Genomic DNA, 25,217 nt, shown 5'->3' on the forward strand with positions numbered 1-25,217 from the left:
CCCGCCCTTCTCTTTTCTCGTCAAGCTGACCGACCTTATGAAGACACGTGAAGAAGCGCTCGCTCTCGACCGCGACGATCCGCTCGCCCCGCTGCGCGGCGCATTCGCATTGCCCGACGGCGTGATCTATCTCGACGGCAACTCGCTCGGCGCGCAGCCTCGCGCGGCTGCCGCGCGCGCGCAGCAGGTGATCGACGCCGAATGGGGCGCGGGCCTGATCCGCAGCTGGAACACGGCCGGCTGGTTCACGCTGCCGCGCCGGCTCGGCGACAAGCTCGCGCCGCTGATCGGCGCGGCGCCTGGCGAAGTCGCGATCACCGATACGATTTCGATCAACCTGTTCAAGCTGTTGTCCGCGATGCTGGGGCATCAAGCACAGCATGCGCCGCGCAAGCGCGTGATCGTATCGGAGCGCGCGAACTTTCCGACCGATCTATATATCGCGCAGGGACTCATCGCTCAGCTCGGCCAGGGCCATACGCTGCGTCTGATCGACGATCCCGCGCAACTGCCCGACGCGCTCGACGACGAAACCGCCGTCGCGATGCTCACGCACGTGAACTATCGCACCGGCTACATGCATGACCTGCCGGCCGTCACGCAAGCGGTCCGGCAAGCCGGCGCGCTGATGCTGTGGGATCTCGCGCATTCGGCGGGCGCGGTGCCGGTGGATCTGAACGGCGCGCACGCGGACGGCGCGGTTGGCTGCACGTACAAGTATCTGAACGGCGGCCCCGGCGCGCCCGCGTTCGTTTGGGTGCCGGCGCGTCACCAGAGCAGCTTCGACCAACCGCTGACCGGCTGGTGGGGCCATCGCACGCCGTTCGCGATGCAGCCCGGCTTCGACCCCGACCCCGGCATCGCGCGCTTTCTGTGCGGCACGCAGCCGATCGTGTCGATGTCGATGATCGAATGCGGACTCGACGTGTTCGCGCAAACCGACCTTCAGGCCATCCGCCGCAAGTCGCTCGCATTGACTGACGCATTCATCGCGCTCGTCGAGTCGCGCTGCGCGGGACATGCGCTGAAACTCGCGACGCCGCGCGCGCATCATCAGCGCGGCTCGCAGGTGAGCATCGAGCATCCGCACGGCTATGAGGTGATGCAGGCGCTGATCGCGCGCGGCGTGATCGGCGACTATCGCGAGCCGCGCATTCTGCGCTTCGGATTCACGCCGCTCTATACGCGCTTCGTCGATGTATGGGACGCAGTCGACGCGCTCGCCGACATCCTCGACACCGGGGCTTGGCGCGCCAGTGAGTTCGCGACGCGCTCGTCGGTGACCTGAGCGGCTCGCGCGGCCACGCTTGCGTTCGGCGTTCGGCGTTCGGCATTCGGCATTCGGCATTCGGCATTCGGCATTCGGCGCTCGCCGTGCCCGCGCCGCACTTCGACGCGCGCGGGCACGGCTCATCCCAACATGGAGACCTTCGTGAATTCAGATCACCCCCCGCCGCCGGACAGCGGCGACGGCAATCCGCGCTGCCCGTTTGCCAGCTCCGGCGCGCCTCAAGCGCCTCAAGCGCCTCAAGCGCCTCAAGCGACGCACGCGCCGGACGCGACCGTCGACGGCACGGCCGCCGGCTGGCACCACGCGCAGCTCGACTTCTCGCAATCGATGAGCTACGGCGACTATCTATCGCTGTCGACGCTGCTGAATGCGCAGCACCCGCGCTCGCCCGAACACAACGAGATGCTGTTCATCATCCAGCATCAAACGAGCGAGCTATGGATGAAGCTCGCGCTGTTCGAGCTGCGCGCGGCGCGCGCATCGATCGTCGGCAATGCGCTGCCGCCTGCGTTCAAGATGCTCGCGCGCGTGTCGCGCGTACTCGAGCAACTCGTGCAGGCATGGAACGTACTCGCGACGATGACGCCGTCCGAATACTCGGCGATGCGGCCGTATCTCGGCGCATCGTCAGGCTTCCAGTCGCACCAGTACCGTGAACTGGAGTTCATACTCGGCAACAAGAACGCGCAGATGCTGCGTCCGCACGCCCATCGCGCGGAAATCCATGCGCATCTGGAAGCGTCGCTGCGCGCGCCGTCGCTGTACGACGAGGCGATATTCCTGCTCGCGCGCCGCGGCTTTGCGATCGCGCCGGAGCGGCTCGACGCGGACTGGACGCAGCCGACGCGCACCGATCCGACAGTCGAGGCAGCGTGGCTCGAAATCTATCGCGCGCCGCACGCGCACTGGGAACTGTACGAACTGGCCGAGGAACTCGTCGATCTCGAGGACGCATTCCGTCAATGGCGGTTCCGCCACGTAACCACGGTCGAACGGATCATCGGCCTGAAAACCGGCACGGGCGGCACGAACGGCGCACCGTACCTGCGCAAGATGCTCGACGTCGTACTGTTTCCCGAGCTTTGGCGAGTGCGTACCGCACTGTAGCTTTGCCGTGCGCGGCCGGTTGCTCCGACCGCGCGGGCACCGCGCGAGAGCGTCGATGTCGGCCGGCGTCGCGCGTTTATAAGCGCGCGGACATGCCGCGCGCCGCGCTTCGCGGGAAGCGGCCGGAATCGGCGCGGCGGCGGCGGCGTCTATCGCACCGGCGCCGTTGCGACGCAAAATTCACCGGTTCCACGCCCGCCCCTCCTCCACCGCGGCGCGTCGCACAATCGCAATATCGACGGCCGCGCGCGTGGACAAGCGCATCGCGCGCGCACGGCGGCACATTTCGTCCGGTGCGCGATCGGCACGCAACCGGACCTTCCACCCGGTGCGCGGCGCCGGCGCGTTCGCACGCACGCCGACAATCCAACGCGAACACGTGCCGCGCGGCTGGCTGTTGCGCCGACACGCCCATCCCCTTCCTTTCGAGCGGCGACGAACGACGCAGCGCAGCATCGAAATCGTCGGTGCCTGCCTTGACTTTCCCTGCTCCGAATAAGATCATTCGCTCACAAGATGATCAAATGATCTAAAACATGGCCCGGCAGGCGTGAGTCGGCCGTCAGCCTTATATCGGATCGGATTACGCGCTGATGCCTTTAGCTACGATCGACCGCCGTGAGGCGCGAAGTAAGCGCTAAAGCGCTAACTTCGGCCAATCACGGCATGGGATCGGAGTAGGCGCTAAAGCCTTTAGTCACGATCGACCGCCGTGAGGCGTGAAGTAAGCGCTGAAGCGCTAACTTCGGCCAATCACGGCATGGGATCGGAGTAGGCGCTGAAGCCTTTAGTCACGATCGACCGCCGTGAGGCGCGAAGTAAGCGCTGAAGCGCCAACTTCGGCCAATCACGGCATGGGATCGGAGTAAGCGCTAAAGCGCCAACTCCGATCGACAGGAGACACGTAATGAGTAGTCCGGCCAGCGCCGCGCCAACGATCTTGCATATCGGCATCGGATCGTTTCATCGCGCGCATCAAGCATGGTATCTACATCGCGTCAACGAAATGTCGCCGGCGCACGAGCGCTGGTCGCTCGTCGTCGGCGACATCCGCGACGATCTGCGCGAAACGCGTGACGCGCTCGCCGCGCAACATGGCGTCTACACGCTCGAAACCGTCACGCCCCAGGGCGAACGCGCTTACGAGACGATCCGCTCGATCACCCGCGTGCTGCCGTGGTCGGCCGATCACGCGGCACTCATCGATGCCGGCGCCGATCACGCGTGCAAGATCGTGTCGTTCACGGTGACGGAAGGCGGCTACTACCTCGACGAACTCGATCGCCTCGACGTCGCGCATCCCGATCTCGCCGCCGATTTGCAAGGCGCACGCAAGACGATCTACGGCACGCTCGCCGCGCTGCTCGCCGAGCGCGCGGCGCGCGGCGCGGGCCCCATCACGCTGCAAAGCTGTGACAACCTGCGCAGCAACGGCACGCGCTTTCGCGCCGGCATGCGCGAATTCCTCGCTCGGCGCTGCCACCCAAGCTCCGTTGACGAACGCCGCGACGCCGCCGCGACGCCCCGGACAACGCCCGCCGGCACAATCGGCACGCCTGAGCCGCCCGACCTGCTCGCGTGGTTCGATGCGAACGTCACGTGCCCGTGCGCGATGGTCGACCGGATCACGCCGCGCCCGACCGCCGACGTGCGCGAGCGCGTGCGCGCGGCAACCGGCGTCGACGACGCGTGCCCGGTGATGGGCGAATCGTTCATCCAATGGGTGATCGAGGAGCGCTTCGCCGCCGGCCGGCCCGCGTGGGAACGCGCGGGCGCCGAGCTTGTCGCCGACGTTCATCCTTACGAGGAAGCGAAAATCCGGATCCTGAACGCCACGCACAGCTGCATCGCGTGGGCCGGCACGCTCGCAGGCTACACGTATATCCACGAAGGCACGCGGGACGAAGCGATCCGCCGTTTCGCGCACGCATACGTGACGGACGACGTGATCCCGTGCCTGACGCCCAGCCCGCTCGATCTCGCCTGCTACCGCGACGTCGTGCTCGAGCGCTTCGGCAATGCGCACATCCTCGATACTAACCAGCGTGTCGCGGCAGACGGCTTCTCGAAAATCCCCGGTTTCATCGCGCCGACGCTCGCCGAATCGATCGCGCGCGGCGCCGAGCCGGTATCGACGGCGGTGCTGCCGGCGCTCTTCCTGCGCTTCCTGCAGCGCTGGGCGCAACGCGCGCTGCCCTTTGCCTATCAGGACGGCGTGATGGACGAGCGGACCGCACGCGCGATCGCGGACGCGGCCGATCCGGTCGCGGCGCTCGCGGCCGACCGTCAGCTCTGGGGCTCGCTCGCCGGCGTGAGCGCACTCGAGCGTGCGCTGCGCGCCGGGCTCGAGCGCGTCGACGCGTGGCTGGCGAGCCGGTAAGCGGCGGCGCGCCGCATCCGGGTCAACCCTGCATTGGCACGCCGGCAAACGCGCAGCTAAAGTAGCGGCTCTCTTTCGTCTAGCGGTTTGCCCCGCTCATCGCCCATGTATCTCGGCATCGATCTCGGCACATCCGAAGTCAAAGTGCTGCTGCTTTCGGACGACGGCACCGTCGTCGGCACGGCCGGCACGCCGTTTTCCGTCGAGCGCGCGCATCCGCGCTGGGCCGAGCAGCATCCGCAAGACTGGTGGGCCGGCACGCTCGCCGCGCTCGCCGCGTTGCGCGCGCAACATCGCCAGGCGTTCGCGCAGGTGCGCGCCATCGGGCTGTCCGGGCAGATGCACGGCGCGGTGCTGCTCGATCGCGACGATCGCGTGCTGCGTCCCGCGATCCTGTGGAACGACATGCGCTGCGCCGACGAAAGCGCGGAATTCGAAACGCTCGCGCCCGATCTGCATGCGATCGCCGGCAATCTGTCGATGCCCGGCTTCACCGCGCCGAAGTTGCTGTGGGTCGCGCGCCACGAGCCGCACGTGTTTCGCGAGATCGCGTGCGTGCTGATGCCGAAGGACTATCTGCGGCTCAGGCTCACGGGCGCGAAGGTGTCCGATCCATCGGATGCGGCGGGCACGCTATGGCTGGACGTCGCCAAACGCGATTGGTCCGACGCGCTGCTCGCCGCCGGCGGGATGACGCGCGCGCAGATGCCGCGCCTCGTCGAAGGCAATGCGCCGTCCGGCACGCTGCGCGCCGACGTCGCGCGCACGCTTGGGCTGTCCGAGGCGGTCGTCGTCGCGGGCGGCGGCGGCGACAATGCGACGAGCGCGCTCGGCATCGGCGCGACGCAGCCGGGCGACGGCTTCCTGTCGCTGGGCACCTCGGGTGTGCTGAGCATCGTCGGCGACCGCTTCCGGCCAAATCCCGCATCGGCCGTCCACACGTTCTGCCACGCGATTCCGCAGCGCTGGCAGCAGATGAGCGTCGTGCTGTCGGCGGCGAGCTGCCTGCGCTGGTTCTGCAAGCTGACGTCGACCGACGAGCCCACGCTCGTTGCCGAGATCGCCGCGCTCGCGCCCGCCGCGTGCGCCGACGCACCGTACTTCCTGCCTTACCTGTCCGGCGAGCGCACGCCGCACAACGATCCATACGCGCAAGGCGTGTTCCTCGGCATGACGCACGGCACCGACCGCGCGCTCGCCGGCTACGCCGTGCTCGAAGGCGTGACGCTCGCGCTCGCCGACGGCTACGACGCGCTGCGCGCGGCCGGCGCCGCAACCGATGCGCTATCGCTGATCGGCGGCGGCGCGCGCAGCGCGTACTGGGCACAGCTGCTCGCCGATGCGCTCAACGTGCGCACGCGCCGGCACGGCGGCGGCGAGACGGGTGCGGCGCTCGGCGCGGCGCGGCTCGGCTGGCTCGCGCTCGGCGGCGCGCCGGCCGACGCGCTCGCGAAACCGCCGCTCGCCGACGAGTTCACGCCCGACGCCGCCCGCCATGCGGCACTGCGCGAGCGGCTCGACACGTTTCGCTCGCTGTACCGCCACGTGCGCCCGCTTTTCACGCCGACGCGCGCACGCCTTGCGTGAGCGCGGTACGGTAAAGTGCGGTCTTTAATCCGGCGCTCGCCGCGTCGCCCGACCTGAGACGATCCCTCACCGTGTCCAAATCCACCGAAAAACTCGATCTCGCGACGCGCGCCGCTTGGCTTTATTACGTCGCGGGCGACACGCAAAACGAAATCGCCGAGAAGCTGCAGGTATCGCGGCCGGTCGCGCAACGGCTCGTCGCGCTCGCGGTCGAGAAGAACCTGATCCGCGTGCGTGTCGACCATCGGATCGCCGACTGCCTCGAACTCGCCGCGCAGTTGTCGAAGCGTTACGGCCTCGAGACGTGCGAGGTCGTGCCGATCGACGGCGACATGCCCGATGCGATCGACCGCAAGCTCGCCGTCGCGGGCGCGCAAGTGATCGAGCGCTATCTGAGCGAGGAGAAGCCGATGGTGATCGCGCTCAGCAGCGGCCGCACGCTGAAGGCCGCGGTCGCGCAGATCGCGCAGATCGATCGGCCGCAGCATCGCCTCGTGTCGATGGTCGGCGCGATCGCGCAGGACGGTTCGTCGAACCGCTACGACGTCGCCCAACACATCTCCGAGAAAACCGGCGGCAAGCATTTCCTGCTGCCCGCGCCGCTCATCGCCGATAGCGCCGCCGAGCGCGCCCAGTGGTGCAATCACCGGCTGTACCGGATCGTCGAGCAATTGTCGGCTGAAGCAGACGTCGCGTTCATCGGCATCGGCAACATCGGCGCGCACTGCCCGTTGTTCGAGGACGGCTTCATCACCGCCGACGAGTTGAACGACATGGTCGCGCGCGGCGCGGTGGCCGAGATGCTCGGGCTGCCGATCGACGCGCAGGGCCGCCGCATCGAGGCATCGACGAGCCCGCGCGTGACGAGCGTCGCGCTCGACGCGCCGCCCGCGCGGCCGACGATCGCGTTCGCGGGCGGGCCGCGCAAGCGCATGGCGGTGCTCGCGGCGTTGCGCGGCGGCTGGCTGTCGGGGCTGGTGACGGACGAGAGCTGCGCGCGGGCGGCGTTGGACGGCTAAGGGCCGAGACGCCCGCAGCGTAGAAACCGCAGGCGCAACCACGCCGGCGGGTGGCGCGCCCGACACGTCAAGCGAGCGCCCATTTCACGCGTCGCTAGCAAACCGGTTGTGCCGTCGGCACGCCCGTGCGGCGCGTCGCATTCCGACAACCGGATGTCGGATTTGAACTGTCCGCCGGTTTTATGCGGAGCGAAGCTGGACGACGGCCGCCGATTCCGGCCGAGCCCATCGGCCGTCGCCGCTGCACCGCCAAGTTTTCCCGGTCGCTTCAACCGTTTGCGGCCAGCCGGCCCCGCCCCATCACGTGCGCATTCCTTCGGAGGACAAACGATGAAAACAGCACGCCGGCATTTCGTCCGGTCATTCGCCGGCGCATCGGCCGCGATCGCGGCCGGCGCATGGACGCCCGCGCGCGCGGCAAACGCCGGCGGCGGTGCCGAACCGCTGTCGCTCGCGCCGGGCCGCTGGTCGCCGCGCAACGCCGCGCGGCTGTCGGCGGTGCTCGCCGCGCACGGCTCGCGCAGCCCGGCGTACCGCGCCGAACGCCGGCCCTACGCGGTCTTCGACTGGGACAACACGTGCATCATGAACGACTGCGAGGAAGCGTTGATGATGCATCAGATCGAAGGGCTGCATTACCGGCTCAAGCCCGAGCAGTTCGCGGCGATCCTGCGCCAGGGGGTGCCGAACGGCCCGTTCGACGCGAAGCTCGGCTACACCACGATCGACGGCAAGCCGGTGCGCATGGAGGACATCGCCGCCGATGTCGAAGACGACTACCGCTGGCTGTACGCAAACTACCGCGGCCTGAACGGCGACATGCCGCTCGACGAGATTCGGCGCAGCGAGCCGTTCAAGGACTTCCGAGCGAAGCTGTATTTCATGTACGACGCGATCTGCGACACCTATCCGGTCGAAATCGGCTACAAGTGGATCATGTACTGGTACGCCGGCATGACGCGCGACGAACTTCAAGCCATGGCCTACGACAGCAACGTCGCGAACCTCGGCGACGCGCTGCGCAAGCTCACCTACGAAAGTTCGCGCGAGCGGCCGGGCCGGGCGGGCGTGGTCGCGGCAACCCATTTTCATGGGATCCGGATTCACGAGGAAATTCGCGCGCTGATGGATACGCTGCGCTCGAACGGCATCGACGTATATGTGAGCACCGCGTCGCTCGACGATGTCGTGCGCGTATTCGCCGGCCATCCGGCATTCGGCTACGGCGTGCCCGACGACCATGTGATCGGCATGCGGATCGTGACGGAGGACGGCAAATACGTGAATCAGTACGCGCCTAACTGGCATTTCAACTACGGGCCAGGCAAAACGCTCGGCATTCGGCGCGAGTTGCAATCGAAGAAGGGCTATGGGCCGTTGCTCGTGTTCGGCGACAGCGACGGCGATGCATGGATGCTGCGCGATTTCGACGACACGGCACTCGGCGTGATCGTCAACCGGATGAAGAAAGGCGAGATCGGACTCGACAGCCAAAAGGCGGCCGCGCAACTCGGCGCGAAGGATGCGCGGCTCGTGCTGCAAGGGCGCAACGAGAATACCGGGCTGATGATCGCCGATGAACGCTCGATCAAATACGGCAAAAGCGAGCCGAAACTGCTGGCATAGCATGCGATCGGCTCATCACGGGCGAGCCGTGCAACGGGTTGCAGCCGCGCTTTGGAATGCCGGCGGGCCGGGCGGCGGCCATCGCCGTTCGCCGGCATTGATTGCCGTCATGCGCCGCCCTCCACCGCCCTCGAAGTTCGTCCCTGAGCCCCGAATGACCCGATTCATTCAGCACCGCGAATTTTAAGATAACCGCCATCCCGCCCGCGCCGTACCCGGCTTGAGGCAGCCAATCTGGATAAGCGACATGGGGCATGCGCGTCCAAATTAGGCATTTTCCTTCAAACGGTGGTCAAGCCCAGTTCGCCGTGCTTCAATGCAAACCAGCATTCCGGCTGCCGCGTCATTTAGAAATACCCAAGAAAATGCCGGGCAACAAATTCCCCAAAACAACGACCGAATCAACGCTCAGACCCGTCAATTAATTAGCAAATCGAATCATTTAGGCAATGCACTGATCGCCCTGAACGCGTCGAATATACAGCGGGTCTCGCGGGCGCCGGAGACTCGGCAATCGAAAATGCAATGGCGCCGATCCCATTAGGAGGAGACATCGAGTGAAATCGAGCCTGCATGCATTCGCCGCCGTTCTCGCGTCGATCGCGACCGCGACGGCAATCGCCGCGACCGCCCCCACGGCGGGCGGCGCCGACGATCCGTTCTATACGTACTCCGGCAGCACGCCGCTGTCGGCCATCGCGCCCGGCACCGTACTGAAGACCCGAACCGTGAACTACCACATAGCGGGCATTCCGACCGCGGTGCTCGCGCAACAACTGCTGTACCGGACCCACAACGCGCGCAAGGAAGCCGTCGTCAACGTGACGTCGGTCATCGTCAACCCCTACAGCAACAATAACGGTCACGCGATCTCGTACCAATCGGCATACGACTCGCTCAATCCGCTCGACGAACCGTCGCGCGTGATCGCCGGCGACCGCACGCTCGGCGGCCTGCTTTACAGCGGCGAATCGATTCCGCTCTCGACGCTGCTGCTCGCGGGCTACAGCATCATCGTTCCGGACACCGAAGGCCAGACCGCCGACTTCGCGGCCGGCCCCGAATACGGGATGACGACGCTCGACTCCGTGCGCGCCGCGCTCAACACGCCGTCGACGGGCTTCACCGCGGCCAGCAAGATCGCGCTGATCGGCTATTCGGGCGGCGCGATCGCGACCAACTGGGCGGCGCAGCTCGCGCCCACCTACGCCCCGGACGTCAACCAGCGCCTCGTCGGCGCCGCCGAGGGCGGGGTGCTGGTCGATCCGGCCCATAACCTGTATTACGTCGACGGCAGCATCGTCTGGGGCGGCGTGGCGCCGGCCGCGATCGTCGGTGTCGGCCGAGCCTACGGCATCGATTTCACGCCCTATTTGAGCGACTACGGCAAGGCAGTCTTCGCGCAGGTCCAGAACCAGTCACTGATTCAGATCCTGCCGAGCCTGATGGGCCTGCACTGGAAAACGCTGCTGAAACCGGAATACGCAGGCGACATCAATCGGATCGAGCCTTATGTGAGCGCTGTCAACAAAGTGAACGCGGGGCTGGTCGGTTCGCCGACCATCCCGATGTTCATCAGCCAGGGCACAGCCGGCGTGTTCAACGGCACGTTCAGCAGCCAATCCGGCGACGGCGTGATGATCGCGGGCGACGTGCGCACGCTTGCACGGCAATTCTGCGCGAGCGGAACGCCTGTCGTGTACACCGAATATCCGTTGGAGCACACCGCGACTGCTGTCGCATGGGCCAGCGCAATGGTGCCTTGGTTGTTCGACCGGTTCGCCGGCAAGCCCGCGCCGAGCAACTGCGCGCAGATCAAGCCGGGCAACTCGCTGGCTGCCGAAACGGTCCACTGACGAACGCGCACTGGATGGCCGCCGCGCCCGGAAACGGGAGGCGGCCCGCGGCCCGGATCGGCTGCCCAGCGGCATCGGCCGGATGGAAAACAGCAGCGGCGCGACGTGTCACGCGGCAAGCGCACGGTTCGGCTTGCGCTTGAACGCGCGCCCGTCCCGATCGAACAAATGGCAATGCTCGGGCTCGGCCGTCACGCGCAGCATCTCGCCCGTGCGATACGTTTGCAGCGGCGCAATCCGCGCGATCAACCCGTCCGGCGCGGTGCTCGATTCGGCATACAGAAACGCCGCGTCGCCAAGCGATTCGACCGTCATCGTGCGCGCCGTCACGCCGCCATTGGCCACGCCGACGCTCAGGTGCTCGGGCCGGATGCCAACCGTCACCGGATCGTCGACGCGCAGCGTCGCCGGTTCGATCGCGACATGCTGCGTCTCACCCGTCGCAAAGCGCACCAGCACGCCGTCGGCAGACACCGCCTGCACGACGCCGGCAAGAAAATTCATCTTCGGCGAGCCGATGAAACCCGCGACGAACTGATTCGCAGGCGCATGGTACAGCTCGTTCGGAGTACCGACCTGCTGCACGCTGCCCGCCGACAGCACGACGATCTTGTCGGCCAGCGTCATCGCCTCGACCTGGTCGTGCGTCACGTAGATCATCGTCGTCTTCAGCTCGTCGTGCAGCCGGGCGAATTCGAGCCGCATCTTCACGCGCAGCGCCGCATCGAGATTCGACAGCGGCTCGTCGAACAGGAACACCTTCGGCTTGCGCGTGATCGCGCGGCCGATCGCGACCCGCTGCCGCTGCCCTCCCGATAACTGCTTAGGTTTCCTGTCGAGCAAATGATCGATGTGCAGGATCTTCGCCGCCTGCTTGACCGCATCGTCGATTTCCTGCTTCTTCGCGCCGCTCAGCTTCAGGCCGAACGCCATGTTGTCGTAGAGGGTCATGTGCGGATAAAGCGCATACGACTGGAACACCATCGCGATGCCGCGCTTCGCGCTCGGCACGCCGTTGACGCGCACGCCGTCGATCAACAGGTCGCCGCCCGAAATCTCCTCGAGCCCCGCGATCATCCGCATCAGCGTGGATTTGCCGCAGCCGCTCGGCCCGACGAACACGACGAACTCGCCATTCGCGATGTCGAGATTCACATCCTTCAGCACTTCGTTGTTTTCATAGCGCTTGCCGATATTGCGCAGGATCACGCTTGCCATGATTCGTCTCCGTTGTCTTCGTTCAGCGTGGCGGCCGCGCGGCGTATCGTCACCGCCACGCCCGCGCGACGCATTCGTTCAATCCGGCTGCACCGTGCCGGTTGCAAGCCACTGTGCGACGAGCGCCGGCAGCAAGCGCATGTCGTCGAACACACGTCTGGCGCCGATTACGCGCAGCGCGTCGACCTGCGCGGCCGATGCATGGCCGCCGCCGATAAAGCCGAGCACCGTCATGCCCGCGGCCAACGCAGCCGTCACGCCCGCCGCGCTGTCCTCGACGACGAGACACTGCCGCGGCGCGACATCAAGCGCTTGCGCGGCGGCAAGATACACATCGGGCGCGGGCTTCGGCCGCGCGACGCTGTCCGCGCAAAACAGCCGGTCGCCAAAAAAACGCTTGAGGCCGGTACGGCTCAACGCCGCATCCACATAATGCCGGCGGCTATTGCTCGCGCACGCGATCGGCAAGTCGAGCTGCGCGAGCGCCGCGTCGACACCGGCGACCGCGCTCGCCTGCCCGGCCTTCTCCTCGACACTCGCGCGAATCGCCTCGACGTCGCCGGGGCCGAGCACGCGCCCCGCGCGCTCGCACGCGCCCTCGAGCACGCGCTCGGTGCGCAGCCCCAGCAGCGGCATCACGATCGGCCGCGCCGCCACTCCCGGCCAGCGTGCCTCGAGTTCGCGCACGAGCACGTCGGCCGCGATCGCCTCGCTGTCGATCAGCACGCCGTCGCAATCGCAGATGAGCGCGCGCGCATCGCGCGTGCGCACTGCCGCCGCCGTCATTTGACCGCTCCGAACGTGAGGCCGCGCACGAGCTGCTTTTGCGACAGCCAGCCGACCACCAGGATCGGCGCGACCGCGAGCAACGACGCGGCGGACAGCTTCGCCCAGAACAACCCCTCGGGGCTCGAGTACGACGCGATGAACACCGTGAGCGGCGCGGCATTCGAACTCGACAGATTGATGCTCCAGAACGCCTCGTTCCACGACAGGATCACCAGCAGGAGCGCGCTCGACGCGAGCCCCGGCAGCGCCATCGGCATCAGCAGATAAACGATCTCCTGCCACGTCGACGCGCCGTCGATGCGGCCGGCTTCGAGAATGTCGCGCGGAATCTCGTTGAAATACGTGTACGTCATCCACACGGCGATCGGCAGATTGATCAACGTATAGACGATCACGAGCCCGGCGACGGTATCGAGCAGCCCCGCGTTCTTCCACATCAGATAGATCGGCACGAGCACGCCGACGGACGGCATCATCTTCGTCGACAGCATCCACAGCAGCACCTTCTGCGTGCGTTTGCCCGGGAAAAACGCCATTGCGTAGGCGGCGGGCACGGCCAGCAGCAGGCAGATGACGGTGACGCCTGCCGAAATCAGCACCGAGTTCCAAGCGAATGCGAAGTAATTGCTGCGCGCGAACACCTCGCGAAAGCTGTCGAGCGTCGGCATGAACAGAAGCGTCGACGAATATGCCTGCTGTTCCGTCTTGAACGCCGTGATCGCCATCCAGAAAATCGGAAAGAACAGCGCAAGCGCGACAAGCCAAGCAAGCACGCCAGGCAGCGCGCGCGCTGCCGTGCGCAGCAGGCCGGGCTGATCGCCTGACGCGCCGCGCGAAACCGTTACGGACAAGTCACTCATGCTTCGTACTCCCCTTTCAGATTGCGCGCGAGCATTCTCACGAGGAAGAACGACACGACGTTCGCGAGCACGACGGCAAGAATGCCGCCCGCCGACGCAAGCCCGACGTCGAATTGCTGCAGGCCGAGCGCGTAGATCAGATACGATAGGTTGGTCGTCGCATCGCCCGGACCGCCGCCCGTCGTCGTATAGATTTCAGCGAAGATCGACAGCAGAAAAATCGTCTCCATCATCACAACCACCGCGATCGCACGCTTCAGGTGCGGCAGCGTGATATAGAAAAACATCGCAAACGGCCCGGCGCCGTCGATGCGCGCCGCCTCTTTCTGCTCCTGATCGAGCGATTGGATCGCGGTGAACAAAATCAGGAATGCGAATGGCAACCATTGCCACGCAACGATCATCACGATCGACGTCATCGGATACTGCGCGAACCAGTCGATAGGCTGCATTCCGAACGCGCGCATCGCGCGTGCGACGAGCCCATACACCGGGTGCAGGATCATGTTCTTCCAAATCAGCGCCGACACTGTCGGCATCACGAAGAACGGCGCGATCGCTAGCACGCGCGCGACGCCCTGCCCATAGAACTTGCGATCGAACAGCACCGCCATCAGCACGCCGCCCACCACGGTAATGACGAGCACCGAGCCGATCAACGCGAGCGTATGCCAGATCGCCGGCAGAAACGACGGATCGGTCGCGAGGAACCGGTAGTTGTCGAGCCCGGCGAAGCCCTTCACGTCGGGATTCAGCAGGTTGTAGCGCGTGAGCGAAAACCAGATCGTCATCGCAAGCGGAATGGCCATCCACAGCAACAGCACGGCGACGGACGGCGACGCGAGCCAACGCACGGGCTTGCGGCGCGCATGCTCGGCGGCGGCGAACGGCGCATCGGCAAGCGGCGCCGAACTGGACAGAGAAACGCGTAAGTGACGCATGATCGGAATCACCTCGTTCAATGCGTGCGCACTGCCGCTTGCGCCCGCGTTACCGCCAAGCCGTGCGCGCGTCGCCGCGCGCACGGCGCTTTACTTTTTGTAGCCGGCCTGACGCACCGCGCGATCGGCCGCGGCCTGCCCGGCGGCGAGCGCCTGGTCAACCGTCATCTGCCCGGCCACCGCACCCGCGATCGCCTGCCCGACCACCGTGCCGAACGATTGGAATTCAGGAATCCCGACGTATTGCACACCGCTGTACGGCACCTTCTTCAGCGACGGATCGTTCGGATCGGCGCTCTGAATCGCGTTCAGCACGAAGTCGGAGAACGGCGCGGCCTTCTTGTACTCGGCACGCTGATAGGTCGACAAGCGTGTGCCGGGCGGCACCGACGCCCAGCCTTCGTCCTTGCCGACCATCTCGACGTACTGCTTCGACGTGGCCCAGGCCACGAACTTCCTGGCCGCGTCCTGCTGCTTCGACGTCTTCGGAATCGCGAGCGCCCATGCCCACAACCAATGCGAACCCTTCGGCGTGACGGCGACCGGCGCGGCGGCAAAACCGATCTTGTCGGCAACTTGCGACTGCTGCTTGTTGTACAGCATTCCCGCCGCGACCGTCGCGTCGATCCACATCGCACATTTGCCCGATGCGGTGAGCGTCAGATTCTCGTTGAAGCCGTTCGAACTCGCGCCCGGAGGGCCGTCCTTCTTCAGCAGGTTCGTGTAGAAACCGATCGCCTTTTTCCACTCCGGCGACGTGAGCTGTGCATTCCAGTTCTCGTCGAACCAGCGGCCGCCGAACGTATTGACGACGGTCGACACATACGCCATGTTCTCGCCCCAGCCCGCCTTGCCGCGCAGACAGATGCCGTACACGCCGCTCGCGCGGTCGGTCAGCTTGTCGGCAAACTCGGCGATCTGGTCGTAAGTCGGCTGAGCCGGCATCTTCAGACCCTTCGCGGCGAACAGATCCTTGCGGTAGAACGTCATCGAACTTTCGACATAGAATGGCAGCGCATAGAGCTGACCGTTGTAGGACAGGCTGTCGCGCGCGGTCTTGATCACGTCTTCCAGATCGTAATCGGCGGGCAGCCCCGTCATCGGCGCGAGCCAGCCGCGCTTGCCCCATTGCGGCGCCTCGTAGGTACCGATCGCCATCACGTCGAACTGGCCGCTGCCCGTCGTGATATCGGTGGTCGCACGCTGGCGCAGCACGTTTTCCTCGAGAATCACCCAGTTCAGGCGGATGTCCGGATTCGCTTTCTCGAACGCCGACGACAATTTCTTCAGCTCGATCATGTCCGGGTTGTTCAGCGTCGCGATGGTCAGCGTCGCCGCATGTGCGGCCAATCCCGACGCCGTAAGCGCGACACTCGCGACAAGACGCGCGGCGGCGGTGAAGGTCTTTCGTTGCATGGCATGTCTCCTGATTGCGTTTTGATTTCGTGTCGACTGCGTGCCGTATCGACGGCGTGCGGGCTTCGTGCCGCCTCGCATGGCGCGGCCCGTTTTCAACCGCTTTGCTGCATCGCGCATGCGCGTGCGTAGCGCGAGATCACTTCGCGGATCCGGTAGCGCACCCAAGCGGCGGGCTCGCGCGCAAGTTCACCTCGCCGGCACGCGGCATACACGTCGGGCAGCCACTGCGCGACGAGTGTTTCGGGCGGCGCGCAGCGCGCGAGATTGTCGAACAGACGCTCGAGTGCCGCCGCAACCGCCGGCTGCAGCCAGTAATAGCGAATCCGGTCACTGTAGCTGAACTGACGCGCAAGCCGCTGCGCAAGGGCGTCGCCGCGATAGTAAGGCGCCCAGTATTCGGGGCGCTCGCGCATCGCCGCATCGATCACGTCGCGCAATTGCGAGCGCTGCGATGCGTCGTCGAACAGTGCGTCCTCGATATACGTCAACGCGAACAACGCCTCGCGCAACGCGAACGTCAGCGCCGGCCCGACCTTCAGGATCGCGAAGTGATCGCGTACGAGCGCGGCAAGCGCCGCTTGCGTCTGGTAGTCGGTCGAATGCGCCTCGAACACGAGCCGCGGCTCGCGCAGGATGCTCGTGCCCAGTTCGGCCGCGCGCGGCGGATCGTAGTCGAGTACGCGCCGGTCGTCGAAATCGACGCCGGGCTGCGCGACGAGCGCGATCACGCGCGACCACGCATCGTGCAGGCCGTATCGCGCGAACGCTTCGCGATGCGCGTCGAGTGTCGCGTGCACGCTGGCCGCGCGGGTCACTTCGATTTGCGCGAGCGCGCCGCGCTTTGCCGCATCGCTCACCTCGCCGCCCGGCGTCGGCACCTCGGTACCGATCACGTAGACGGGCGAGACGCCGCTCGCACGCGCCGCCCGTTCCGCTATCGCACACAATTGCGCGGCCCGCTCGGCGATCGTCGCATCGGACAGCGCGGCCGGGTCGTCCGCACAGGCCGCGCTCGCATCGAGATGAATCTTCGAGAAACCCGCTTCGACATACGCGGCCACCATCTCGCCCGCTTCGCGCATTGCGTCGCGCGCGCTCAGATGACGCCATGGAATCGGCCCGAGATGATCGCCACCGAGAATCAACGCATCGGCCGGAAACCCGCTGTCACGCGCGAGCGCGTCCACGTCGCGCCGGAACTCGGCGGGCGTCATGCCGGTATAGCCGCCGCGATGATTGACCTGATTGCAGGTCGCCTCGATGAGAAGCGGGGATTCGTCGTCACGCGCGGCTTCGAACGCCGCTTCGAGCACGATGCGGTGCGCGCTGCACACCGAATAAATACCGCAGCGCCGGCCCGTGCGGTTCGCCTCGAAAATTTCGCGCAGCATCCGCGTGGCGCCGTGCACGCGCGGCGGCTCGATGAGTGTGCTCACGCCACGCATGCGGCACCTCGCTCGCCAAGGACACGTTCGATCTCATCCGGCGTACTGTTACCTTCCATCGGACCGACCCGCGCGACGGCAAGCGCGCCTGCCGCGTTCGCGCGCGCGAGCGCGGCCTGAATCGGCATGCCGGCGACCAGGCTCGCGACCAACGTGCCGCCGAAGCAATCGCCGGCCCCCGTCGGATCGGCCTCGACCGTCCTGAACGCTGGCACGGCAAAGCTGCCCGTGCGGTCGAACGCGACGCTGCCCGCCGCGCCGCGCTTGAGCACCACTGTCTCGAGCAGCGGATGCGTCGCAAGCAACCCCGCAATCGAGCGTTCGCTCGGCTGCGCACCGCAGAAAAACGGCAGATCGGCCTCGCTCGGCAAGAACAGATGACATACGCCGAGCATCTCGAGCAGCGCCGCGCGCATCGGTTTGAACGCGAGCATCTCGGCGCGCACGTTCGGATCGAACGAAATCCTCGCGCCCGCGCGCGCCGCCTCGCTCACGCCGCGCTGCACCGTGGCGATCGCGCGTTCGCTCGTGAGCGACGAGCCCATCACATGAAAATAGCGGCAGCCGGCGAACATCGACGTATCGAGATCCGCAGGCTCGATAAGCGCCGCCGCGCTACCGTCGATGCTGTAGACGAATTGGCGCTCCCCGCTCGTGCGATAAGCGACAAACGCGACCCCGGTGGGACGCGCGACGCGGCGGATTCGCGCAACGTCGACGCCATCGCTTGCCAGGCGCGCGATGATCGCATCGCCGAACGCATCGCACCCGACACAGCCCGCATACGTCACCGACGCCCCCATGCGCGCCGCCTGATCGGCAAAGATCGCCGGCGCGCCGCTCGGAAACGGGCCGACGAACTCGCCCGGCGCATCGAAGCCCTGGCCGCGCGCGGCGGCGACGAATTCCGCGAGCAATTCGCCCGCCACCACAATCTCAGCCATCACGCCCTCCCGAGCAAGCCGCCCGGCGCGAGGATCGGCCGCGCAGCCTGCGCAACGCGGCACCGCGCACCGGGGCTTGTCTCATATCGATCCTGCTCCAGCGCCCCGCGCATGCAAGCCGCCGCGGGGTGCGCGCGAATCTGCTCATGTCAGCTCATCCAATTGCCGCCGTCGACATTGAGCGTCTGGGCGGTGATGTAATCCGCGTCGGCTGACGCAAGAAAGAGCGCGGCCCCGGTCAGATCGGCCGGCACGCCCATCCTGCCAAGCGGCACCGCTTCGCCTACGAGGCGCTTTTTCTCACCCGGCGGGCGGCCCTCGTAGCGCGCGAAAAGCGCGTCAACCTGTTCCCACATCGGCGTATCGACGACGCCCGGCGCAATGCCGTTCACGTTGATCCGGTGCTTCGCGAGCGCGAGCGCGGCCGATTGCGTGTAGCTCAGCACGGCGGCCTTCGTCGCGCAGTAATGCGAAACGAGCGCCTCGCCGCGCCGGCCCGCCTGCGACGACATATTGATGATCTTGCCGCCGCGCCCCTGCTCGACCATCCGTTGCGCGACCGCCTGCATCAGGAAAAACATGCCCTTCACGTTGACGGCGAACAAGCGATCGAACACGTCCCACGATTCGTCGAGAAGCGGGCGCATGTCGAACAGCGCTGCGTTGTTGAACAGAATGTCGATGCCGCCGAACCGCTCGACGGCGGTCGTGACGATGCGCGCGATGTCGTCGCGGCGCGTGACGTCTGCCGTGATGGCCAGCGCGCGATCCGGATGCGCGGCGACCAGCGTGGCAAGCGCGCCGTCGGCCGGTTTCAGATCGACGAGCACGCAGCGCGCGCCCTCGTCCAGATAGCGTTGCGCGACTGCCTCGCCGATGCCGCTCGCCGCGCCCGTCAGGATCGCGACCTTGTTCTGCAATCTCACAGATCTGTCTCCGATTCGTTATTCATCGCGCCGCCAGCACTGAGCGAACGCTCATTTATTGGTCATTTGCTCTAATTTCGAACGAATGATCGGCCACGAACCCCATGCTGTCAAGGCGGAAAAACCGCCTTTTGATGCTGCGCCGCCGCATTGCGAGCGCGCGGCCGAGGCGCACACCGCGCTCAGCGCGAAATAGGAACCGGGGGGAAACGAAGCGCGAAAATTGGCTAAAAGGCCGGAAAGTAAACGCAGCGAAATAAACGCAGCGAAAATCCGGAAAGCACATCGCCATCGCGGTTGACGGAACAACGCATCGACGGAACGACAAACGCAATGCAACAGCCGGCGATACGGGCACCCGCATATCCGGCCTTCTTGCCGGGCAGCCCGCATGGCTGCCGAAAGCCGCCCGCCGGAAACGAAAAAACCGCAGACAATGGGCAACCGCCGGGATGCAAGGCCGGCCGATACGTTATATCATCGCCATCGTGTTCGCCCTATCCGACCGACCGGTTCACACGATGGCCTCAACCCACCCTCTCGCCGCCCGCCTGTCCCGTGCCGATGCGTTTGCCGCCGAGCACGGTCTCGCGTGGACCCCGCTGCGCCGCCAAGTCTACGAACATGTGCTTGCCGCGCTGCGCCCGATCGGTGCCTACGATCTGCTCGCCGAGCTGGAGCCGCAGCGCGGCCGCGTGCCGCCGACCACCGTCTACCGCGCGCTCGATTTCCTCGTCGAACACGGCTTTATCCATCGGATCGAATCGAAGAACGCGTTCGTCGCGTGCTGCGAGATCGGCAAGCCGCACGAAGGTCAGTTCCTGATCTGCGAAGCGTGCGGCGAGACGGTGGAAATTCCCGGCGGCGAACTCGCCAAGCAATTGTCCGCGAGCCCCCCCGCACACGGCTTCGAGGTGCGCCGGCAAGTCGTCGAGCTGAGCGGCCTGTGTGGCCAGTGCAAAAGCAAACACGCGCGGCACGGCTGAGCCCGCCGCGCCAGGCTTTCGTCCCGTCAAACCGAAAAGGATCGACCGTATGTTCCTCGCCGCCCCGACGCGCGCGCCATTGCGCGCGTCTGTTCCGTTGTCGCGCCGTTTGACCGGCGCATGCGCCGCGTGCGACGTCACGTCCGCCGCGCATGCGCGCCGCGCCGCGCGCGCATCCACCCTCGCGCGGCATGCACGCGCGCTCGCCGCCGGCATCGCCGCGCTGCTTGCCGCCGGCGCCGCGTTCGCGCAAGGCGCGCCGCTCAAGGTGGTCGCCGCGGAGAATTTTTACGGCGACGTCGCGCGGCAAATCGGCGGCGCGCATGTGCAGGTATCGAGCATCCTCAGCAATCCCGACCAGGATCCGCACCTGTTCGAAGCGAGCCCGAAAATCGCCCGCGAGCTGCAACAGGCGAAAGTCGTGATCTACAACGGCGCCGACTACGATCCCTGGATGCCGAAGCTGCTGGCCGCGTCCAAGCGTGACAAGCAGGCCACCATCGTCGTCGCCGAACTGGTCGGCAAAAAGGCGGGCGACAACCCGCACCTCTGGTACGATCCGCCGACGATGCCCGCCGCCGCCCGCGCGCTCGCATCAGCGTTCGGCTCGGCCGACCCTGCGCACAAGGCCGATTACGATGCGAATCTCGCGAAGTTCGTCGCGTCGATGCAGCCGGTCGGCGCGAAAGTGGCCGCGTTGCGCGCGCGCTACCGGGGCATTCCCGTCACCGCGACCGAGCCCGTATTCGGCTATATGGCCGACGCGATCGGGCTCGACATGCGCAACCCGCGCCTGCAACTCGCGGCGATGAACAATACCGAGGCAAGCCCGGCCGATATCGCCGCGTTCGAGAACGATCTGAAGAAGCATCAGGTGCGCGTGCTGTTCTACAACAGCCAGGCCGTCGAGCCGATGACCAAGCGGATGCTGAAGATCGCGAACGACGCGCACGTGCCGGTCGTCAGCGTCACCGAGACGCAACCGGCCGGCAAGAGCTTCCAGCAATGGATGCTGTCGCAGCTCGACGCGCTGGCGTCGGCGCTCGGCCAACCGCAACCGTAACGTGGCACGCGATTCGATGCTTGCACTCGAACTCGATCACGTCACGCTCGCGCTCGGCGGCCGCACGATCCTGCACGACGTGAGCTTCGCCATCGAGGCGGGCGAATTCGTCGGCGTGCTCGGCCCGAACGGCGCGGGCAAGACGACCTTGATGCGTGCCGTGCTCGGCCTCGTGGCGGCCGAGCACGGCACGATCCGCGTCGCGGGCGACGTGGTCGCGCGCGGCAATCCGGCAATCGGCTACATGCCGCAGGTGCGCAGTGCGCTCGCCGGCCGGCGCGTGCGCGGCTACGACTTCGTCGCGATGGCCGCGCGCGGCCATCGCTGGGGGCTGCCGCGCATGAGCGCCGCGATCCGTGCCGATGTCGAGCGCGCGCTCGAACTGGTCGGCGCGACGGCGCTCGCGAAACGGCCGCTGTTCGAGCTGTCGGGCGGCGAGCGCCAGCGTCTGCTGCTCGCGCAATGCCTGCTCGGCGCACCGAAGCTGCTGCTGCTCGACGAGCCGCTGATCAGCCTCGATCCAAACCATCAGCGCGGCGTCGTCGAGCTGGTTCGGCGCGTGCAGCGCGAGCTTGGGATCACCGTGCTGTTCTGCGCGCACGAACTCAATCCGCTGCTCAACGCGCTCGATCGCGTGCTGTATCTCGGCAACGGCGTCGCCGCGCTCGGCACCGTCGACGAGGTGATCACCAAGCCGGTGCTGTCGCGGCTGTACGGCGCGCCAATCGACGTCATGCGTGCCAACGGCCGCATCTTCGTGATGTCGGGCGACATCGAGGTGGAAAAGCACGATCACGGGCACGAAGACGATCATCACCACGGCCACGGTCATCGACATGGCCATGCGCACTCACACGGCAGCGGACATACCCACGATGCTTGAATACGACTTCATGGTCAACGCGTTCGCGGCAGCGGGCATCGTTGCGGTGCTCGCGGGAATCGTCGGCTATTTTCTGGTGCTGCGCGGCCAGACGTTCGCGGGACATGCGCTGTCGCACGTCGGGTTCACCGGCGCGACGGGCGCGGCGCTGATCGGCGTGTCGCCGATCTGGGGAATGGTGGGCTTCACGCTGGCGGCGGGCATCGGGATGGGCGCGCTCGGCGAGCGGCTGGCCGGGCGTGACGTCGCGATCGGCGTGACGCTGTCGGTCGCGCTCGGCTGCGGTCTGCTGTTTCTGCATTTCTATACGAGCTACGCGACGCAAGTGACGGCGCTGCTGTTCGGCAACGTGCTCGGCGTGAGCCGCGAGACGCTCGCCGTGCTCGCGGGCATCGGCGCGGTGAGCCTTGCGGCGCTCGCCGCGATCGCGCGGCCGCTGCTGTTTGCGTCGCTTCAGCCGGAACTCGCGGAAGCGAAGGGCGTATCGCTGCGGCTCGTGTCGGTGCTGTTTCTGTCGATTTGCGCACTCGCCGTCGCCGCGTGCACGCAGATCGTCGGCGTGCTGCTCGTGTTCACGCTGCTCGTCGGTCCCGCGGCGGCCGCGCAGCATCTCGCCACGCGCCTGTCGACGGGGCTTTGGCTCGCGGCCGGGCTTGCGCTCGGCCAGGCATGGCTCGGCATCGCGCTCGCGTATTACACCGATTGGCCAACGAGCTTCTGGATCACCGCGCTATCGGCGGCGACCTATGGGCTGAGCCTCGTTGGACAGCGGCGCGCCGCGTAACGGGGCGGGGCGCGCTCAGCGCGTCAGCGCGTCAGCGCGTCAGCGCGCGCGCATGATGCGCGATGTGATCGGCGATGAACGTCGAGATGAAGTAATAGCCGTGATCGTAGCCCGCATGCCGGCGCAGCGTGAGCGGCTGACCTGCCGCGCGGCACGCGGCCTCGAACACATCCGGATTGAGCTGCGTCGCGAGGAATTGATCGGCGAGCCCCTGGTCGATCAGGATGGCATCGGCAAACTTGCGCGCATCGGCGCGTGCGACCAGTTCGCTCGCGTCATACCGTTTCCACGCCTCGCGATCGGCGCCCAAATAACCGGAAAACGCCTTTTCGCCCCACGGGCAGCGCGTCGGCGCGGCGATCGGCGCGAACGCCGACACCGACCGGTACACGTCCGGATGGCGCAACGCAAGCACGAGCGCGCCGTGGCCGCCCATTGAATGCCCGAAGATGCCGAGCCGCGCGCCGTCGATCGGCAACTCGGCCGTCACGGTCGCGCGCAGCTCGTCGGCGACATATGACTCCATCCGGTAATGCGTCGACCACGGCGCTTCGGTCGCGTCGACGTAAAAGCCCGCGCCGACGCCGAAATCCCACGCGTCGGTCTCGCCCGGCACGCCCGCGCCGCGCGGGCTGGTATCGGGCGCGACGAGCGCGAGCCCCGCGTGCGCGGCAAAGCGCTGCGCGCCGGCCTTAATCGCGAACGTCTCGTCGGTGCAGGTCAGCCCCGCGAGATAGAACAGCGCCGGCACGCGGCCATGCGCCGCCTGCGGCGGCAGATACACCGAAAATTTCATCGGCAGCCCGATCGCTTTCGAAGCGTGCCGGTAAAAGCGCTGCTCGCCGCCGTGGCAAGCATGCGACGAAACCAGTTCGAGCATCGCGTCACCTGCGCTCAATACAATACGACCGAGCGGATCGACTCGCCGCGCTTCATCAGCGCGAAGCCGTCGTTGATCTGCTCGAGCGGCAGCGTATGCGTGATCAAGTCGTCGATGTTGATCTTGCCTTCCATGTACCAGTCGACGATCTTCGGCACGTCGGTGCGCCCGCGCGCGCCGCCGAACGCCGAACCCTTCCATTCGCGCCCCGTCACGAGCTGGAACGGCCGCGTGCCGATCTCCTCGCCCGCCGCCGCGACGCCGATGATGAACGACTGCCCCCAGCCCTTGTGCGTGCATTCGAGTGCCTGGCGCATCGTCGTCACGTTGCCGATGCATTCGAACGAATAATCCGCGCCGCCGTCGGTCAGCTGCACGATATGGTCGACGACGTTCGGCACGTCCTTCGGATTGACGAAGTGCGTCATCCCGAACTTCTTCGCAAGCTCGACGCGCGCCGGATTGATGTCGACGCCGATGATCTTGTCGGCGCCCACCATCTTCGCGCCCTGGATCACGTTCAGCCCGATGCCGCCCAAACCGAACACCGCGACGTTCGCGCCCGCCTCGACCTTCGCCGAGTAGACCACCGCGCCCACGCCCGTCGTCACGCCGCAGCCGATATAGCAAACCTTGTCGAACGGCGCGTCCTCGCGGATCTTCGCGACGGCGATCTCCGGCACGACGATATAGTTGGAGAACGTCGACGTGCCCATGTAATGGAAGATCGGCTTGCCGCCGATCGAGAAGCGCGACGTTGCATCGGGCATCAGCCCCTTGCCCTGCGTCGCGCGGATCTTCTGGCACAGGTTCGTCTTGCGCGACAGGCAGAATTTGCATTCGCGGCACTCGGGCGTATAAAGCGGAATCACGTGATCGCCCCGCTTCAGCGTGCCGACGCCAGGCCCGACATCGACCACGACGCCCGCGCCCTCATGGCCGAGAATCGCCGGAAAGATGCCTTCCGGGTCCGCGCCGGACAGCGTGTAATAGTCCGTATGGCAGATACCCGTGGCCTTCACCTCGATCAGCACTTCGCCCGCACGCGGACCTTCGAGATCGACTTCCTCGATCGTCAGCGGCTCGCCCGCCTTCCATGCAACTGCGGCCTTCGTTTTCATCGGGGACTCCTGTCGGTAGCGGGCCGCGCCGCATGCGGCGCGGCAATGGGAACATAGGCAAACAGGATGATCGCAAAGCGGCGGGCAGCGCG

General features: G+C 66.4%; 22 protein-coding genes. 12 read left to right on the plus strand and 10 right to left on the minus strand.

All coding sequences use genetic code 11. From position 1 onward, the window contains the following. The first annotated feature begins 37 nt into the window (after nt 1–37). From kynU to AQ611_RS14585, 8 genes are all read left to right on the plus strand, one after another. Nucleotides 38–1,288, plus strand: a complete 1,251-nt coding sequence (gene kynU / locus AQ611_RS14550) for a kynureninase (protein ID WP_069234912.1) — start codon at nt 38–40, stop codon at nt 1,286–1,288. Between the two features lie 132 nt (nt 1,289–1,420). Continuing rightward, a complete protein-coding gene (kynA, locus tag AQ611_RS14555; protein WP_069234913.1) occupies nt 1,421–2,398 on the plus strand; it encodes a tryptophan 2,3-dioxygenase in 978 nt (325 codons plus the stop codon). Nucleotides 2,399–2,648: 250 nt separating this feature from the next. Next, nucleotides 2,649–2,897, plus strand: a complete 249-nt coding sequence (locus tag AQ611_RS25595; RefSeq protein ID WP_146011828.1) for a hypothetical protein — start codon at nt 2,649–2,651, stop codon at nt 2,895–2,897. A gap of 408 nt (nt 2,898–3,305) precedes the next feature. Beyond that, on the plus strand, nt 3,306–4,778 hold the full coding sequence (locus AQ611_RS14565) for a mannitol dehydrogenase family protein (protein WP_069234915.1): 1,473 nt from the start codon (nt 3,306–3,308) through the stop codon (nt 4,776–4,778). Nucleotides 4,779–4,883: 105 nt separating this feature from the next. Next, a complete protein-coding gene (xylB, locus tag AQ611_RS14570; RefSeq protein WP_069234916.1) occupies nt 4,884–6,365 on the plus strand; it encodes a xylulokinase in 1,482 nt (493 codons plus the stop codon). Nucleotides 6,366–6,436: 71 nt separating this feature from the next. Next, nucleotides 6,437–7,384, plus strand: a complete 948-nt coding sequence (locus AQ611_RS14575) for a sugar-binding transcriptional regulator (RefSeq protein ID WP_069234917.1) — start codon at nt 6,437–6,439, stop codon at nt 7,382–7,384. A 330-nt stretch (nt 7,385–7,714) separates the two neighbouring features. Beyond that, nucleotides 7,715–9,010, plus strand: a complete 1,296-nt coding sequence (locus AQ611_RS14580) for a haloacid dehalogenase-like hydrolase (protein ID WP_069234918.1) — start codon at nt 7,715–7,717, stop codon at nt 9,008–9,010. 557 nt (nt 9,011–9,567) lie between these two features. After that, a complete protein-coding gene (locus tag AQ611_RS14585) occupies nt 9,568–10,866 on the plus strand; it encodes a lipase family protein (RefSeq protein WP_231935863.1) in 1,299 nt (432 codons plus the stop codon). 108 nt (nt 10,867–10,974) lie between these two features. Here the strand turns inward: AQ611_RS14585 and AQ611_RS14590 are convergent, their stop codons facing one another. The 8 genes from AQ611_RS14590 to AQ611_RS14625 all read right to left on the minus strand — a co-directional run bounded on the left by AQ611_RS14590 (nt 10,975) and on the right by AQ611_RS14625 (nt 19,408). Continuing rightward, nucleotides 10,975–12,084, minus strand: a complete 1,110-nt coding sequence (locus AQ611_RS14590) for an ABC transporter ATP-binding protein (RefSeq protein WP_069234919.1) — start codon at nt 12,082–12,084, stop codon at nt 10,975–10,977. A 78-nt stretch (nt 12,085–12,162) separates the two neighbouring features. Next, nucleotides 12,163–12,870 carry an HAD family hydrolase gene (locus tag AQ611_RS14595; RefSeq protein ID WP_069234920.1) on the minus strand — a complete coding sequence of 236 codons (708 nt, stop codon included), beginning with the start codon at nt 12,868–12,870 and terminating at the stop codon, nt 12,163–12,165. After that, nucleotides 12,867–13,733 (minus strand): carbohydrate ABC transporter permease, encoded by an 867-nt coding sequence (locus AQ611_RS14600; RefSeq protein WP_069234921.1) that lies wholly within the window; start codon nt 13,731–13,733, stop codon nt 12,867–12,869. The genes AQ611_RS14595 and AQ611_RS14600 overlap by 4 nt, the downstream gene beginning before the upstream one ends. Then, nucleotides 13,730–14,674, minus strand: a complete 945-nt coding sequence (locus AQ611_RS14605) for a carbohydrate ABC transporter permease (RefSeq protein WP_069235321.1) — start codon at nt 14,672–14,674, stop codon at nt 13,730–13,732. Before AQ611_RS14605 ends, AQ611_RS14600 begins: the two co-directional genes overlap by 4 nt. A gap of 90 nt (nt 14,675–14,764) precedes the next feature. Continuing rightward, on the minus strand, nt 14,765–16,090 hold the full coding sequence (locus AQ611_RS14610) for an ABC transporter substrate-binding protein (protein ID WP_069234922.1): 1,326 nt from the start codon (nt 16,088–16,090) through the stop codon (nt 14,765–14,767). A 95-nt stretch (nt 16,091–16,185) separates the two neighbouring features. Next, entirely contained in the window at nt 16,186–17,538 is a 1,353-nt protein-coding gene (locus tag AQ611_RS14615; protein ID WP_069234923.1) for a D-tagatose-bisphosphate aldolase, class II, non-catalytic subunit, read from the minus strand. Further along, complete coding sequence (locus AQ611_RS14620; protein WP_059520529.1) at nt 17,526–18,482, minus strand: sugar kinase; 957 nt, start codon at nt 18,480–18,482, stop codon at nt 17,526–17,528. Before AQ611_RS14620 ends, AQ611_RS14615 begins: the two co-directional genes overlap by 13 nt. Before the next feature lie 149 nt (nt 18,483–18,631). Further along, complete coding sequence (locus tag AQ611_RS14625; RefSeq protein ID WP_069234924.1) at nt 18,632–19,408, minus strand: L-iditol 2-dehydrogenase; 777 nt, start codon at nt 19,406–19,408, stop codon at nt 18,632–18,634. 521 nt (nt 19,409–19,929) lie between these two features. Between AQ611_RS14625 and AQ611_RS14635 the strand changes: the two genes are divergently transcribed. From AQ611_RS14635 to AQ611_RS14650, 4 genes are read left to right on the plus strand one after another with little or no spacing between them, the layout of a single operon-like run. Further along, nucleotides 19,930–20,394: a Fur family transcriptional regulator gene (locus AQ611_RS14635; RefSeq protein WP_069234926.1), complete on the plus strand. Its 465-nt coding sequence runs from the start codon at nt 19,930–19,932 to the stop codon at nt 20,392–20,394. A 49-nt stretch (nt 20,395–20,443) separates the two neighbouring features. Further along, complete coding sequence (locus AQ611_RS14640) at nt 20,444–21,457, plus strand: metal ABC transporter solute-binding protein, Zn/Mn family (RefSeq protein WP_069234927.1); 1,014 nt, start codon at nt 20,444–20,446, stop codon at nt 21,455–21,457. A 16-nt stretch (nt 21,458–21,473) separates the two neighbouring features. Further along, nucleotides 21,474–22,340, plus strand: coding sequence for an ABC transporter ATP-binding protein (locus AQ611_RS14645; protein ID WP_069235322.1), 867 nt, complete (start codon nt 21,474–21,476; stop codon nt 22,338–22,340). Continuing rightward, nucleotides 22,333–23,124: a metal ABC transporter permease gene (locus AQ611_RS14650; RefSeq protein WP_059520533.1), complete on the plus strand. Its 792-nt coding sequence runs from the start codon at nt 22,333–22,335 to the stop codon at nt 23,122–23,124. Before AQ611_RS14645 ends, AQ611_RS14650 begins: the two co-directional genes overlap by 8 nt. A gap of 31 nt (nt 23,125–23,155) precedes the next feature. Here the strand turns inward: AQ611_RS14650 and fghA are convergent, their stop codons facing one another. Both fghA and AQ611_RS14660 read right to left on the minus strand, forming a co-directional pair. Beyond that, on the minus strand, nt 23,156–24,004 hold the full coding sequence (gene fghA, locus AQ611_RS14655) for an S-formylglutathione hydrolase (protein ID WP_069234928.1): 849 nt from the start codon (nt 24,002–24,004) through the stop codon (nt 23,156–23,158). Between the two features lie 14 nt (nt 24,005–24,018). After that, complete coding sequence (locus AQ611_RS14660; RefSeq protein ID WP_059520535.1) at nt 24,019–25,125, minus strand: S-(hydroxymethyl)glutathione dehydrogenase/class III alcohol dehydrogenase; 1,107 nt, start codon at nt 25,123–25,125, stop codon at nt 24,019–24,021. Nucleotides 25,126–25,217: the final 92 nt, after the last annotated feature.

Origin of the sequence: Burkholderia singularis (genome assembly GCF_001718875.1) — a bacterium.
In the GTDB taxonomy this organism is placed as follows: Bacteria; Pseudomonadota; Gammaproteobacteria; order Burkholderiales; family Burkholderiaceae; genus Burkholderia; species Burkholderia singularis.

Coding starts and splice junctions, on each gene's coding strand:
- AQ611_RS14650 (WP_059520533.1), top strand. CDS start 22,333: ATGCTTGAATACGACTTCATGGTCAACGCGTTCGCGGCAGCGGGCATC.
- kynA (WP_069234913.1), top strand. CDS start 1,421: ATGGAGACCTTCGTGAATTCAGATCACCCCCCGCCGCCGGACAGCGGC.
- AQ611_RS14590 (WP_069234919.1), bottom strand. CDS start 12,084: ATGGCAAGCGTGATCCTGCGCAATATCGGCAAGCGCTATGAAAACAAC.
- AQ611_RS14610 (WP_069234922.1), bottom strand. CDS start 16,090: ATGCAACGAAAGACCTTCACCGCCGCCGCGCGTCTTGTCGCGAGTGTC.
- AQ611_RS14635 (WP_069234926.1), top strand. CDS start 19,930: ATGGCCTCAACCCACCCTCTCGCCGCCCGCCTGTCCCGTGCCGATGCG.
- AQ611_RS14620 (WP_059520529.1), bottom strand. CDS start 18,482: ATGGCTGAGATTGTGGTGGCGGGCGAATTGCTCGCGGAATTCGTCGCC.
- AQ611_RS14640 (WP_069234927.1), top strand. CDS start 20,444: ATGTTCCTCGCCGCCCCGACGCGCGCGCCATTGCGCGCGTCTGTTCCG.
- fghA (WP_069234928.1), bottom strand. CDS start 24,004: ATGCTCGAACTGGTTTCGTCGCATGCTTGCCACGGCGGCGAGCAGCGC.
- AQ611_RS14565 (WP_069234915.1), top strand. CDS start 3,306: ATGAGTAGTCCGGCCAGCGCCGCGCCAACGATCTTGCATATCGGCATC.
- AQ611_RS14615 (WP_069234923.1), bottom strand. CDS start 17,538: ATGCGTGGCGTGAGCACACTCATCGAGCCGCCGCGCGTGCACGGCGCC.
- AQ611_RS14600 (WP_069234921.1), bottom strand. CDS start 13,733: ATGAGTGACTTGTCCGTAACGGTTTCGCGCGGCGCGTCAGGCGATCAG.
- kynU (WP_069234912.1), top strand. CDS start 38: ATGAAGACACGTGAAGAAGCGCTCGCTCTCGACCGCGACGATCCGCTC.
- AQ611_RS14645 (WP_069235322.1), top strand. CDS start 21,474: ATGCTTGCACTCGAACTCGATCACGTCACGCTCGCGCTCGGCGGCCGC.
- xylB (WP_069234916.1), top strand. CDS start 4,884: ATGTATCTCGGCATCGATCTCGGCACATCCGAAGTCAAAGTGCTGCTG.
- AQ611_RS14595 (WP_069234920.1), bottom strand. CDS start 12,870: ATGACGGCGGCGGCAGTGCGCACGCGCGATGCGCGCGCGCTCATCTGC.
- AQ611_RS14605 (WP_069235321.1), bottom strand. CDS start 14,674: ATGCGTCACTTACGCGTTTCTCTGTCCAGTTCGGCGCCGCTTGCCGAT.
- AQ611_RS14660 (WP_059520535.1), bottom strand. CDS start 25,125: ATGAAAACGAAGGCCGCAGTTGCATGGAAGGCGGGCGAGCCGCTGACG.
- AQ611_RS14580 (WP_069234918.1), top strand. CDS start 7,715: ATGAAAACAGCACGCCGGCATTTCGTCCGGTCATTCGCCGGCGCATCG.